This window comes from Modestobacter italicus (assembly GCF_000306785.1).
GTDB lineage: Bacteria > Actinomycetota > Actinomycetes > Mycobacteriales > Geodermatophilaceae > Modestobacter > Modestobacter italicus.
Window position 1 is genome coordinate 824422 of the sequence record NC_017955.1, and the last position, 13269, is coordinate 837690.

Genomic DNA, 13269 nt, shown 5'->3' on the forward strand with positions numbered 1-13269 from the left:
TGCCCGTGCCGGACCGACCCGTCACGCCCCGCCGGTCCCGCCGTCCCCAACCGTCCCGCCGGAGCCCCGGGGCTCCGGCGGGACCCTCGTCCGGGTCCCGCCGGAGAGCCGCCGCTCCAGCCACCGAAGGCGCGCTTTCGGCGCACGACCACCGAAGGCGCGCCTTTGGTGGACGCCGTGGGGTCAGTCGGCGGGCTCGTCGACCCAGTCGGGGCCGTTGACCTCGCCCGGGCCGGCCAGGTCGGCGGCGTCGACGATCGTGTAGGCGTAGCCCTGCTCGGCGAGGAAGCGCTGCCGGTGCGCGGCGTACTCGCTGTCCAGGGTGTCGCGGGAGACGACGGTGTAGAAGTGCGCCTGCCGGCCGTCGGCCTTGGGGCGCAGCACCCGGCCGAGCCGCTGGGCCTCCTCCTGCCGGGAGCCGAACGTGCCCGACACCTGCACCGCGACCGCGGCCTCGGGCAGGTCGATGGAGAAGTTCGCGACCTTGGACACGACCAGGGTCTTGATCTCGCCGACCCGGAACGCCTGGAACAGCCGCTCGCGCTCCGTGTTGGTCGTCGACCCCTGGATCACCGGGGCGTCCAGCGCCGTCCCGAGCTCGTCGAGCTGGTCGAGGTAGGCGCCGATGACCAGCTTCTGCTCGTCGGGGTGCCGCTCGAGCACCCGGCGGATCACCGGCAGCTTCGACTGCGCGGTGGCCGCGATCCGGTAGCGCTCCTCGGGCTCGGCGACGGCGTAGGTCATCCGCTCCTCGTCGTCCAGGCTGACCCGCACCTCGATGCACTCGGCCGGCGCGATGTAGCCCTGCGCCTCGATGTCCCGCCAGGGGGCGTCGTACCGCTTGGGCCCGATGAGGGAGAAGACGTCGTCCTCGCGCCCGTCCTCGCGGACCAGCGTCGCGGTCAGCCCAAGGCGACGGCGGGACTGCAGGTCGGCGGTGAGCCGGAAGATCGGCGCCGGGAGCAGGTGGACCTCGTCGTAGACGATGAGGCCCCAGTCTTGGGCGTCGAAGAGGTCCAGGTGCCGGTACTCGCCCTTCCGGCGGGTGGTGATCACCTGGTAGGTGGCGATGGTGACCGGGCGGATCTCCTTGCGCTCGCCGGAGTACTCGCCGATCTCCTCCTCGGTGAGCGAGGTGCGGGCGATGAGCTCGCGCTTCCACTGCCGGCCGGAGACGGTGTTGGTGACCAGGATCAGCGTGGTCGCCTTGGCCTCGGCCATCGCCGCGGCGCCGACCAGCGTCTTGCCGGCCCCGCAGGGCAGCACCACGACGCCCGAGCCGCCGGCCCAGAACCCGTCGACGGCCTCCTGCTGGTAGTCCCGCAGGTGCCAGTCGTCCTGGGCGAGCGAGATCGGGTGCGCCTGGCCGTCGACGTAGCCGGCGAGGTCCTCGGCGGGCCAGCCGATCTTCAGCAGCGCCTGCTTGAGCCGGCCGCGCTCGGAGGGGTGGACGGCGACCGAGTCGGCGTCGATCCGGGCACCGAGCATCGGGGCCACCCGCTTGCTGCGGACGACCTCCTCCAGCACGGCGCGGTCGGTGCTGGTCAGCGTGAGCCCGTGCACCGGGTTGTTGGCCAGGGTGAGGCGGCCGTAGCGGTCCATCGTGTCGGCGATGTCGACCAGCAGGGCGTGCGGCACGGGGTAGCGCGAGTACCGCACCAGCGCGTCGACGACCTGCTCGGCGTCGTGGCCCGCGGCCCGCGCGTTCCACAGCGCCAGCGGGGTGACCCGGTAGGTGTGCACGTGCTCGGGGGAGCGCTCCAGCTCGGCGAACGGGGCGATCGCCGCCCGGCACTCCTTGGACTGCGGGTGGTCGACCTCGAGCAGCAACGTCTTGTCGGACTGGACGATCAGGGGGCCGTCACTCACGCGTGCGCATCCTCTGTTCGGTGGCTCAGGCGCAGACACGCGCCGGACTGCCCAGGTTAACGCCGCAGGACGACCCTCCCTTCCGGACGACGGTGTGCGACCGGTCGCCTCGCCCGGCGAAGCCGGTGGACCTGATGGGGAGCCGCGCCGTGGCACGGCTCCCCATCAGGAGCGGTGGCTCAGGTCGCCGCGATCAGAGCCAGGCGGTGCGGCGCAGCGGGGGCTGCTCGCCGCCGGTCTTCTGCAGCAGCACCTGGTTCACGCCCATGTCGCCGGCCTCGAAGGTCAGCGCGCTGGCGGCCATGTACAGCCGCCACACCCGCGCCCGGCCCTCGCTGGAGGCGGCCACGGCGGCGTCCCAGTTCTGCTCCAGGTGCTGCACCCAGGCCCGCAGCGTCAGCGCATAGTGCTGGCGCAGTGCTTCGACGTCGAGGACCTCCAGGTCCCGGGACTCCAGCAGGCTCACCGTCTCGCCCAGGTTCAGCAGCTCGCCGTCCGGGAAGACGTAGCGGGCGATGAAGGAGTCCGGTCGCCAGGTCGAGACGCCGGCGTTCCAGGAGATCGCGTGGTTGAGCAGCCGCCCGCCCGGCCGGAGCAGCCGGTCCAGCTGGGCCACGTACTCGGGCATCTGCGCACGCCCCACGTGCTCGGCCATCCCGATCGAGCTGATCGCGTCGAAGGGCTCGTCGTCCACCGCGCGGTAGTCCTGCACGCGGATGTCGATCTTGTCGGTCAGACCGGCCTCGGCCACCCGTTTGCGGGCCATCCGGGCCTGCTCCTCGGACAGCGTCACGCCCACGACCGTGGCGCCGTAGCGCTGCGCGGCGTGGATGGCCATGCTGCCCCAGCCGCAGCCGACGTCCAGCAGCCGCGACCCGGGGGCCAGCCCGAGCTTGCGGCAGACCAGGTCGAGCTTGGCCTCCTGGGCGGCGTCCAGCCCGGTCTCGGGGGAGGCCCAGACCGCGCAGGAGTAGACCATCGACGGGCCGAGCACGAGCTCGTAGAAGTCGTTGCCGACGTCGTAGTGGTGGGCGATGGCGGCAGCGTCCCGGACGCGGGTGTGCCGGTTCCCGCTGGCCGGACGGGCCTCCTCGGCCGGCGGCTCGGGCTCCGGGCCGATGGCGCCCAGTCGGAGGGCGGTGCCCAGCAGGGTCAGCCGATCGCGCCAGGACCAGTTCGACGGCGGCTTCTCCTGCGCCAGCCGGCTGTCGGTGCGCAGCGCGCTGAACGTCGCGAAGACGTCGTCCTCCATGTCGATCTCACCGGCGACGTAGGCCCGGCCGATGCCCAGCTGCCCCGGGGACCACAGCATCCGCCGCAGCGCCCGGCGCGAGTGCACCGCCACGACCGGCGCGCCGGCCGGGCCGGTGATCGACCCGTCCCACCCGCGCAGCCGCACCGGGAGCTCCGTCGTGCCCAGCACCGCGCCCAGTGCCTCGGCCAGCCGGTCGGCGACCGTCCGCTTCTTCGTCATGCCCCACGCTCCTCGCCCTGGCCGCAACCAGCGGACGACCCGGGACCCTCTGCCCAGACACTGGTTGCGCGTCCCAACTTCCCCGCGCAACACCGGACGGGCGCTTGATCATCCCGGAAGGAGCGGGAAAGCGGAACAACCCGCGACCCGGCAGGTCATCCGGTCGCGTCCTCGGCCTCGACCAGCGCCACCGACGTGATCCGGTGGACGGCGAAGGTGCGGCTCTCGCCGCGGCCCTCGTCGAAGCCCTGCAGGAAGCCGCCGGCCAGCGACACCGGCTGGACGACGCGCTGGCTGCCGCTGCCCTGGGCGTCGACGTAGCCCAGCCAGATCGGCAGGTTCTCCCGGACCGCCCGGCTGAGCAGCTCCAGCGTGCTGGCCGTGGTCACCCCCGGCACCTGGCGCACCGGCTCGCTGCGCCGGGCGGCCAGCGCGGCGTCCCCGGCGCGGATCTCCCGGACCGTCGCGGCGACGTCGCCCGGTGCCAGCGGACGCGGCCCGACCGGCCCGGCACCCGCCCCGGGACGACGTCCGGCGGCCCGCGGCGGCGCCTGCGGCCGGGTGAGCACCGCGCCACCGGCGGACTCCCCGGCCGGGGCGTACCCGGCGGCGCGCAGCACCGACAGCACCTCCTCCGGCGGCAGCCCGCTGACCAGCACGCCCGGGGCCAGCCGGCGCAGCTCGGCGTTGGCGGTGCGGCGGTCGCTGAGCACCTGGGAGACCAGCCCGTGGTCGTCGGAGCGGACGTAGCACTCGATGGCGCCCACCCGGAGCCGGCCGTGCTGGCGGGCGACGTCGTCGATCAGGTACTCCAGCGCCTGCGGCACCGGGGTGCGGGAGGACCGGGCGAAGAAGTCGTGCAGGTCGGTGGCCGACCAGCCGGCGTCCAGGGCCCGCCGGATGCTGCCGTCGGAGACCCGGTAGACCGTGGCGCCGCCGGAGGACTCGACGTCCGCGACCACGCCGAGGGTGCCCGCCAGGTCCGCGACCAGCGGCCCGGGGGCGATCAGCGACAGGTCGGGCTGGGCGAGCACGTGGTCGACCGGCTCGGGCAGCAGGCCGCGCATCCCGTCGGCGGCGTCGTCCTCCCCGCCGGTGAGCAGGCCGCGCCCGCCGCTGCTGAGCACCCCGCCGATGGCGATGCCCAGCCGCTCGGCCTCGGCCAGCAGGTCGGGCACCGGCGCCAGCCGGTCGGCCCGCCGCGGGGTGCGCCAGCGCAGCAGCGACACCAGCTCGGGGGCGGCCAGGCCGGTGCCGGCGGGGAACTCGGCGAGCACCGACAGCGCCGACCGCCGCAGCACCGGCGCGGTCTGCCGGACGACGTCGGGGGAGAGCACGTTGACCGCCTTGCCGGCGACGTCGCGCTGACCGACCAGCGAGATCAGTCGCACGCTGGTGAGCCAGCCCCAGGCCAGCGTCGCCCACCGGTCGGCCAGGTCCTGCTCGCGCCAGGCGTCGTAGCTGCGGGTGGGCAGCCACTCGTCGCGGTGCGCCCCGCCGACGTCCAGCAGCCCGGCGGCGTGCGCGACCTCGACCAGGAAGGCGACGTCGGCCTCGCCGATGCGCATCTCCTTGGCCAGCCGCTTCTGGTCCCGCACCCCGAGACCGCCGCCGCGCAGCAGGCCCGCCGGCTCCTCCTCCAGGGCGGTGAGGACGTCGACGACCCGGCTGAGGACCTCCAGCGCCGCACCGGCGGCCTGCCGGTCGACGACGGCCGGGTCGCGCCGGCTCGGCTCGGGCTCGGGGCGGAGCCGGGGCGGGCCCAGCGGCCGGTCGCCGCGCAGGACCAGGCCGATCTCCCGCGGCAGCTCGACGTTGATCGCGTCGATGCGGGCCAGCAGCCCGGCCTGCAGGAGCCGCCGCGCGGGGCTCAGCGAGCCGGCGGTGCTGTCGGGCAGGTGGCCGACCGGGCGGTCGCCGGCCAACCGGTCGAGCACGGTGCGCTCGTCGGGGGCCAGGTCGGCGAGCACGGCGGGCAGGTCACGGGGGAGCTGCACCCGCAGGTCGACCGCCCGCCGGCCCAGCCCGGCCGGGTAGCGGACCGCGCGGCGCACCGGCTCGGGGGCGTGCAGCTCCTCGTCGCCCCACAGCAGCGCGCGGGTGGCCAGCGTCTCCACGGCCGCGTCGACGACCTCGGTGGGCACGTCGGGCAGCAGACCGGGGAGTTCGGTGCGGGGCACGCCGTCGGTGGGGGAGAGCAGCACCGCGTCGAGCACCTGCAGGGTCGCCGCGTCCAGCTCGTCGAGCGCCCGGTCGACCGAGACCGGGACGGCGAGGCGGGTCGCGAGGCCCACGACGTCGGACGGGGCGGGGCGCGCGACGTCGGGCCGGGACACCAGCAGGGCGCCCAGCTGCTCGTCGGTGCGGGTGCGCAGCCAGGCGGCGAGCGTGGCGGGCTGGTCCGGAGACATCCGGTCCACGTTACGTCGCGGCCCGTCGGTCCTGCTCCGCCGGCCGGGAGGGCACCTGGCGGCAGTCGTGCTCTGCTGCCGTCCAGGCAGCAGAGCACGACCGTCCCGGACCCACCCCGGCGGCGCGGGCGGGCGACCTCGTCGTCCGGTTCTGGGAGCATCGCCGGGTGCCCGCGCTCGACGACCCGCAGACCCGCACCGCCGTCGACGCGCTGCGCGCCGGCGCGCTGCGCTGGTTCGGCGGAGGGCTGGTGGCCGTCGTCCTCGGGGTGCTGCTGGGCGCGGCCGTCGTCCGGATCGTGGAGAACGGCGGCGCGCGGCCGCCGTTCGCCGGGCTGATGGTGGTGGCGCTGGTCGTCGGTGGTGCCGCCGTCGCCTGCATCGGCCTGGGGTCGCTGGTCCGGGCGCGCCGGTGGACCGTCGCGCTGGCCCGCACCGAGTGGCGCATCGGCGTCCTGCGGATCGCCGGCCCGGCGGTGGTGCAGGTCGAGCCCCTCGGCTTCGACGAGTTCGTCGACGAGCCGCTGCGGCTGCAGCTGATGTCCACCGCGGTGTGGCGGACCCGGGCGGTGCAGCAGCTCAACGGCGCCGACATCCGCTACGCGGAGGTCTCCCCGAAGGAGTGGCTGCTCACCGCCGACGGTGCGGGCACCGTCTACGGGGCGCGGGTCGCCCGCCGGCGTTGACCCGGCCGGGCGACACGGCGGGGAGCGCGACGTGCATCTCACCCGCCCGACACGGGAAGATGGCACCGAGGCACCCGGGGAGCTGACCCGGACCGCACCGCTGACGGAGGCCCGATGTCCAAGCGCAAGGAGAAGCACGCCCACCTGGTCGAACCGACCTGGGGGGTCTCGGAGGGCGACGGCCCACCGGTCACCGAGCTGATGAGCGAGATGGCCGGCGGCCTCTCGCCCTTCGGCGAGGACCACGCCTTCCCGCTCCCGCCGGAGCGGCTGCGCTACGCGCACCCGACCGACCGCCCCAACCGGGCCGGCCTGATGGCGGGCGAGTAGGAGGACCCCCCTGCCCCCCGCAGCTCGCAAGCTCGCAGCGGGCCCCTGCAGGGGGGCCGACAAGAGGAGACGAACATGACCCAGCCTGCGCTGCCGTCCTACAGCAGCGGCACCTCCACGGTGCCCCTGCTCGGCGACACGATCGGGGCGGACCTCGACCGGACGGCAGCGCGGGTGGGTGACCACGAGGCGCTGGTGGAGTGCGCCTCGGGCCGCCGCTGGACCTACCCTGAGCTGGTCGCCGACGTCGACGCCTGCGCGCTCGGGCTCGACGCCCTGGGCGTCGGCAAGGGCGACCGGGTCGGCATCTGGGCGCCCAACTGCGCCGAGTGGGTCTTCGTGCAGTACGGGACGGCGAAGCTCGGCGCCGTCCTGGTCAACATCAACCCGGCCTACCGCACCCACGAGCTCAAGTACGTGCTGCAGCAGGCGGGGATCTCGGTGCTGGTCGCAGCGCCGGAGTTCAAGACCAGCGACTACCGGGCCATGGTCGCCGAGGTCCGTGAGGACTGCCCGGAGCTGCGCACCGTCGTCTTCCTCGGCGACCCGGAGTGGGAGCAGCTGCTGGCCACCGGCCGCGCCGCCGACCGCGCCCTGCTCACCGAGCGGGCGGCCCAGCTGAGCCCGGACGACCCGATCAACATCCAGTACACGTCGGGCACGACCGGCTTCCCCAAGGGCGCCACGCTCACCCACCACAACCTGCTCAACAACGGGTTCTTCGTCGGCGAGGGCTGCGGCTACACCGAGGCCGACCGGGTCTGCATCCCGGTGCCCTACTACCACTGCTTCGGCATGGGCATGGGCAACCTCGGCTGCACCTCGCACGGCGCGACGATGGTCATCCCCGCCCCGGGCTTCGACCCCGCGGCGACCCTGCAGGCGGTGCAGGACGAGCGGTGCACGTCGCTGTACGGCGTCCCGACCATGTTCATCGCCGAGCTCGCGCTGCCCGGCTTCAGCTCCTACGACCTGTCCAGCCTGCGCACCGGGATCATGGCCGGCTCACCGTGCCCGGTGGAGGTGATGAAGCGGGTGGTCGACGAGATGGGGATGACCGAGGTGACCATCTGCTACGGCATGACCGAGACCTCCCCGGTGTCCACCCAGACCGGCGCGGACGACGACCTGGACCGCCGCACCTCCACCGTCGGCCGCACCCACCCGCACCTGGAGTCCAAGGTCGTCGACCCCGAGACCGGGCTGACCGTGCCGCGCGGGACGCCGGGGGAGCTGTGCACCCGCGGCTACTCGGTGATGCTCGGCTACTGGGACGAGCCGGAGAAGACCGCCGAGGTGCTCGACGCCGCCCGCTGGATGCACACCGGCGACCTCGCGGTGATGGACGAGGCGGGCTACCTCAACATCGTCGGCCGGATCAAGGACATGGTGATCCGCGGCGGGGAGAACGTGTACCCGCGCGAGGTGGAGGAGTTCCTCTACACCCACCCGGACATCGTCGACGCGCAGGTGATCGGCGTCCCGGACGAGCGGTACGGCGAGGAGCTGATGGCCTGGGTGCAGCTGCGGGAGGGAGCCGAGCCGCTGACCGCCGAGGCGCTGCGGGCGTTCTGCGCCGGCAAGCTCGCCCACTTCAAGGTGCCGCGGTACGTGAAGGTCGTCGACGGCTTCCCGATGACCGTCACCGGCAAGGTCCGCAAGGTCGAGATGCGCGAGGTGTCGGTCACCGAGCTGGGCCTGGAGGCAGCCGCCGCCGTCCGCAACGCCTGACGGAGTCCCAGCGCTCGGAAAGTGGTGTGTTCAGTCTCAGGACATGTGTCAGTCCAGGAGTCTCATGACATCTGTCGCTTGATCATCACGCTGCCGTTGAGGTGGTGTGGGGAAGCGAGCGGCAGTCATGAAGCTGCTGGATGCGACGTTGCAGGTCGGGATGCCGATCGAGAACGTCGCCGAGTGGTGTCGGCTCAACGGTGTGAACGAGCGGACGTTCTACCGGCATCGGGCGCGGGTGGTCGCCGAGGGCGCGTGGAGTGAGCGTTCTCGGCGGCCGCTGAGCTCACCGGCGGGCACACCGGAATGGCTGGTCACCCGGATCGTGGCGCTGCGCGAGGAACTCAAGCCCGACAACGGGGCGGACAACATCCACGCCGCCCTGGTCGCGGCGGTTGCGCTGCCGGGGTGGCCGACCGGGGCGGCGGTGCCGGCGCGGGCCACGATCAACCGCGTACTGGGCCGCCAGGACCTCCTGGCGCGCAACCCGGCCAAGCGGCCGAAGTCGTCCTGGCGGCGGTTCGCCTACGCCCGGCCGCGGGACTGCTTCCAGATCGATGGCACCGAGCACACCCTCGCCGATGGCAGCGTGGTGGTGGCCATCGACATCATCGATGACTGCTCCCGGCTCTGGGTGGCCTCCCACGTCGCCCGCGCTGAGACCACCGCGGCCGCGATCACCGCGCTGACCGGCGCGATCACCGAGTTCGGTGCACCCGGGCTGGTGCTGGCCGACAACGGCTCGGCGTTCACCGGCCGGATCGGGCAGGCCAACCTGACCCGGCCGGGCCGGTTCGCCGCCACCGTCATCGCCGCCGGATCCCGGTTGATCCACTCCAGCCCCTACCACCCCCAGACGCTGGGCAAGTGCGAGCGGCTGCACCAGACCGCGGACAAGCTGCTCGGCCACTTCTTCACCGGCCCCGCCGCCTCAGCGGCGGAGCTGCAGACCCGGCTGGACACCGTCCGCGCCCACTACAACACCCGCCGCCGGCACTCCGCGGTCGCCACCACCCCGCAGCAGGCCTGGAGGAGTGCGCCGGTGCACGGCGGGCCGGCGCAGCTACCGCTGCAGACCGACGCCACCGTTCACCGGCTCACCGTCATCCCGCACGGCACGGTCACCCTCGGCGCTCACCTGATCCGCCTGGGCGCCCGCCACGGCGGCACCGAGATCACCGCCCTGGTCAACGGCAGCCACGTCAGCTTCCACGCCCTGGGCGGCCAGCTGATCGGCCAGCTGACCCTGGACCCGACCAAGCGCTACGCCACACTCACAGCGGCATAGCCCATCTGCGACAGATGTCCTGAGACATCAGTGCGACACATGTCCGGAGACAGAACACTCGGAAAGTGGTGCGCTGGGACTCCACCAGGGCGGTTAACCTCGGGCGGACCAGGATCGACGGACCGAGGGATCGACGTGCCCAGCGGCAAGGTGAAGTGGTTCAACGCGGAGAAGGGCTTCGGCTTCCTCGCCCACGAGGGCGGCCCGGACGTGTACGTGCACAAGGACGCGTTGCCCGCCGGGACGACGGAGCTCAGGCCCGGCCAGCGGGTCGAGTTCGGCATCGTCGCCGGCCGCCGGGGTGACCAGGCGCTGCAGGTCCAGGTGCTCGACCCGCTGCCGTCGGTGGTGGCCGCGACCCGCAGGAAGCCCGACGACCTGGTGCCGATCATCGAGGACGTCATCCAGCTGCTGGACGGCGTGTCCGAGGGGCTGCGGCACGGCCGGCACCCGGACAAGCCGACGGCGCGCAAGGTCGCCGCTGTCCTCCGCGCGGTCGCCGGCGACCTGGAGGGCTGAGCCGGTCAGCCGGCCGGTGACCCCGACGGGCTGGCGGTCGGCAGGCTGCCGGCCTCGGTGCGGATGAAGCCCACCGGCCAGGCCCCGGACAGGCCGCTGCACGCCTCGGGGTCGGAGTCCTCCACGACCACCAGGTAGAAGGTCGGCGGCGCCACGTCGGAGGTGCTGATCTCGCGGAACTCCGCCTCGCCGGCGGGCACGTCGACCTCCCCGATCAGCTCCTGCAGGTCCTGGTCGAAGACCTGCACGCTCCAGCCGGCCTCCGCCACCGCGTCGGAGACGGTCAGCGAGATCGTGGTGTCCGGGGTGACCTCGACGATCGGCGGCGTGCTGGCGTAGCGCTGGCCGTCGCCGTCCAGGCAGTACTGCGTGGGGTCGACCGGGATCTCGTCCCCGCCGGCCTGCACGGTGACGGTGGGCGCGGTGGTCCCGCTGCTGCTCGCCCCGCTGTCGTCGGCCGCGGAGCTCCCGCAGCCGGCCAGCAGCCCCAGCCCGGCGAGCAGGGCCACCCCGGTCGACGTCCGTCCTGCCGAGGTCACGTCCAGGCCTCCCGATCGGTGGTGCGGCGGGCCCGGCGGGTGCGCAGGCTCCAGAGGGTGAGGCCGACGGCGAGCACGAGCAGCGCCGCGGCGACGGTGAAACCGAGCCAGCCGGTGGTCGGCAGCGCGACGCCGAGCGCGCCGCCGAGCACCCAGGCCAGCTGCAGCCAGGTCTCCGAGCGGGCGAACGCCGACGCCCGCAGGCTGTCGGGCACCTCGCGCTGGATGATCGCGTCGAGCGCGGCCTTGCCCAGCGCGTTGGTGACCGCCGCGACCCCGGCCACCAGGGCGGCCATCGGCAGGCTGAAGAAGAAGGCGGCCAGCACGGTGATCGCCGCCGCCGCGCCGGCCGCGGCCAGCACCACCCGGTCCGGGCTCGCCGTCTGCAGCCGGGCGCCGATGCCGGTGCCCACGAAGCTGCCGACGCCCGCCGCGACGGCGATGCCGCCGAGGGCGACCGTGGCCTCCCAGCCGCTGGACACGGTGGCCTGCACGAGGAACGCCGAGAAGATGGTGAGGAAGCCGCTGAGCCCGCGCAGCGCCGCGGTGGCCCGCAGCGCGGTGACCACGTGCGGCGTGGTGGCCCGGCGGCGGCTGCCGGGCACCGCCATCGGCGTGGTGCGCAGCACGTCGGCCGGGTCCTCCTCCTCGCCGGGGACGTCGACGTGCGGGGGCAGCCGGAGCGCGAGGACGGCGGCGACGGCGAACACCGCCGCGGTCGCGCCCAGCTCCCAGCCGAACCCGAGCAGCGAGGCGGTGCCCGCCCCGAGGGCGCCGAACACCCCGCCGGCGGCCAGGCCGAGGACCGACATCCGGGCGTTGGCCGAGGTCAGCGACATCGCCGCGGGCAGCACCCGGGGGACGACGGCGGCCCGCAGCACGTTGAACGCCTTGCTCAGCACCAGCACGCCCAGCGCCGCCGGGTACAGCCCCAGGTCGTCGTGGTGGACGGCCATGAACACGGCCAGCAGGGCGCGGCCGAGCAGGCTGCCGGCCAGCGCCCAGCGGCGGCCGCGCTGCAGCCGGTCCAGCGCCGGGCCGATGACCGGGGCCACCAGCGCGAACGGCGCCATGGTGACCAGCAGGTAGAGCGCGACGTTGCCGCGCTGCGCGTCCGAGGCGGCGGCGAAGAACAGCGTGCCGGCCAGCGAGACGGCGATCATCGCGTCGCCGGCCACGTGCAGGGCGTTCACCCAGAACAACCCGGCCAGCCCGGTCTCACCGGCACCGTCGGCCCGGCCGTAGGCGCGCACCCGGCGGACGGTGGCGCCGCTGAGCTCGCGGGTGCGGGCCGCGGCCACCCGGGTGACGGTCGGCTTCCGCGGCCCGGCCGCCGGCTCCCACGGCGCCGCGGCCGGTGCCCCCGGCCGGGTGTCCTCGACCGGCCCGGCGCCGACGACCGGCAGCGGCCGGGTCTGCTGCCGCGGGATGCCGAGCGGGTGCGTCTCCACCCCGGGCTCCGGTGCCCGGCCGGCGCGCAGCCGCCGCCGGGCGCGCGGAGCAGGGGTGTCGGGCACGGGACCATGGTGCCGCAGCCGCCTGAGGACGCGGTGCGCCGCGCGTCCCGGGGCGGGGCGGGTGCGCGCTTGGCGGCATCCGCGACAATGGGGGCGTGTCCGACTCTGCGTTCCCCGCCGCCCATGGCTCCGCCCCGGACGAGGTGCTGGCCGCCGCGGTCGAACTGGCCCGCACGGCCGCCGTCGAGGTGGCCGGGGACCCGGCCGTCGTCGGCGACCACCGGGGCGTGACCGCCGAGGTGCTGGCCGACGACGCCGACCCGGCGCTGGGCGTCGTCGTCACCCACTCCTTCGCCGCGACCCTGGCCGGCTACCGCGGCTGGCACTGGGCCGTGACGCTGGCCCGGGTGCCCGGTGAGGACGAGATCACCCTCGACGAGGTGGTCCTGCTGCCCGGGGACGCCGCGCTGCTCGCGCCGGCCTGGGTGCCCTGGCACGAGCGGCTGCGGCCCGGTGACCTGTCGGTCGGCGACGTGCTCCCCGCCACCGAGGACGACCACCGCCTGGTGCCCAGCTACCTCGCCGACGACGACTCCGCCGACGACCCGGCCGGCCGGGTGGTCGCCGAGGAGATCGGCATCGGCCGCGAGCGGGTGCTCTCGCCGCTGGGCCGGATCGAGGCCGCCGAGCGCTGGCGGGACGGCGACTTCGGGCCCCGCTCGGCGATGGCCCGGCACGCCCCCGGCCCCTGCGCCACCTGCGGGTTCTTCCTGCCGCTGGCCGGCTCGCTGCGGATGTCGCTGGGCGCCTGCGCGAACGGCTACTCCCCGGCCGACGGCCACGTGGTGACCGCCGACTACGGCTGCGGCGCGCACAGCCAGGCGACGCTCGAGCCCTCCGACGGCGAGCCGGCCGAGGTGCAGCTCACCGCCCGCTACGACACCGCGGACTTCGACGTCCTCTGA

At 74.5% G+C, this 13269-nt stretch carries 11 protein-coding genes; 6 read left to right on the top strand and 5 right to left on the bottom strand.

What is annotated here, in order from left to right:
- Positions 1-183: 183 nt before the first annotated feature.
- From MODMU_RS03980 to MODMU_RS03990, 3 genes are all read right to left on the bottom strand, one after another.
- On the bottom strand, positions 184-1869 hold the full coding sequence (locus tag MODMU_RS03980; RefSeq protein ID WP_014738886.1) for a DNA repair helicase XPB: 1686 nt from the start codon (positions 1867-1869) through the stop codon (positions 184-186).
- Positions 1870-2062: 193 nt separating this feature from the next.
- A complete protein-coding gene (locus MODMU_RS03985; protein WP_014738887.1) occupies positions 2063-3343 on the bottom strand; it encodes an SAM-dependent methyltransferase in 1281 nt (426 codons plus the stop codon).
- A gap of 155 nt (positions 3344-3498) precedes the next feature.
- On the bottom strand, positions 3499-5754 hold the full coding sequence (locus MODMU_RS03990; protein WP_014738888.1) for a helicase C-terminal domain-containing protein: 2256 nt from the start codon (positions 5752-5754) through the stop codon (positions 3499-3501).
- 167 nt (positions 5755-5921) lie between these two features.
- Between MODMU_RS03990 and MODMU_RS03995 the strand changes: the two genes are divergently transcribed.
- The 5 genes from MODMU_RS03995 to MODMU_RS30275 all read left to right on the top strand — a co-directional run bounded on the left by MODMU_RS03995 (position 5922) and on the right by MODMU_RS30275 (position 10308).
- Complete coding sequence (locus MODMU_RS03995) at positions 5922-6440, top strand: hypothetical protein (RefSeq protein WP_014738889.1); 519 nt, start codon at positions 5922-5924, stop codon at positions 6438-6440.
- A gap of 114 nt (positions 6441-6554) precedes the next feature.
- On the top strand, positions 6555-6770 hold the full coding sequence (locus tag MODMU_RS04000; protein WP_014738890.1) for a hypothetical protein: 216 nt from the start codon (positions 6555-6557) through the stop codon (positions 6768-6770).
- Between the two features lie 75 nt (positions 6771-6845).
- Positions 6846-8501, top strand: a complete 1656-nt coding sequence (locus MODMU_RS04005) for an AMP-binding protein (RefSeq protein WP_014738891.1) — start codon at positions 6846-6848, stop codon at positions 8499-8501.
- A gap of 127 nt (positions 8502-8628) precedes the next feature.
- Positions 8629-9789, top strand: coding sequence for a DDE-type integrase/transposase/recombinase (locus MODMU_RS04010; RefSeq protein WP_014738892.1), 1161 nt, complete (start codon positions 8629-8631; stop codon positions 9787-9789).
- Positions 9790-9924: 135 nt separating this feature from the next.
- Positions 9925-10308, top strand: coding sequence for a cold-shock protein (locus MODMU_RS30275; RefSeq protein ID WP_014738893.1), 384 nt, complete (start codon positions 9925-9927; stop codon positions 10306-10308).
- Positions 10309-10313: 5 nt separating this feature from the next.
- Here MODMU_RS30275 and MODMU_RS04020 read toward each other — a convergent pair whose 3' ends face one another.
- Both MODMU_RS04020 and MODMU_RS04025 read right to left on the bottom strand, forming a co-directional pair.
- Positions 10314-10847, bottom strand: coding sequence for a DUF2771 family protein (locus MODMU_RS04020; RefSeq protein WP_231851761.1), 534 nt, complete (start codon positions 10845-10847; stop codon positions 10314-10316).
- Complete coding sequence (locus tag MODMU_RS04025) at positions 10844-12364, bottom strand: MFS transporter (protein ID WP_231851762.1); 1521 nt, start codon at positions 12362-12364, stop codon at positions 10844-10846. Before MODMU_RS04025 ends, MODMU_RS04020 begins: the two co-directional genes overlap by 4 nt.
- A gap of 95 nt (positions 12365-12459) precedes the next feature.
- On the opposite strand from MODMU_RS04025, the gene MODMU_RS04030 reads away from it, so the two are divergent.
- Positions 12460-13269, top strand: a complete 810-nt coding sequence (locus tag MODMU_RS04030; RefSeq protein WP_014738896.1) for a DUF3027 domain-containing protein — start codon at positions 12460-12462, stop codon at positions 13267-13269.

What these genes read in the sequence shown, in the direction of transcription:
- MODMU_RS04010 (WP_014738892.1), top strand. Translation starts at nt 8,629, where the DNA reads ATGAAGCTGCTGGATGCGACGTTGCAGGTCGGGATGCCGATCGAGAAC.
- MODMU_RS04000 (WP_014738890.1), top strand. Translation starts at nt 6,555, where the DNA reads ATGTCCAAGCGCAAGGAGAAGCACGCCCACCTGGTCGAACCGACCTGG.
- MODMU_RS03985 (WP_014738887.1), bottom strand. Translation starts at nt 3,343, where the DNA reads ATGACGAAGAAGCGGACGGTCGCCGACCGGCTGGCCGAGGCACTGGGC.
- MODMU_RS04005 (WP_014738891.1), top strand. Translation starts at nt 6,846, where the DNA reads ATGACCCAGCCTGCGCTGCCGTCCTACAGCAGCGGCACCTCCACGGTG.
- MODMU_RS03990 (WP_014738888.1), bottom strand. Translation starts at nt 5,754, where the DNA reads ATGTCTCCGGACCAGCCCGCCACGCTCGCCGCCTGGCTGCGCACCCGC.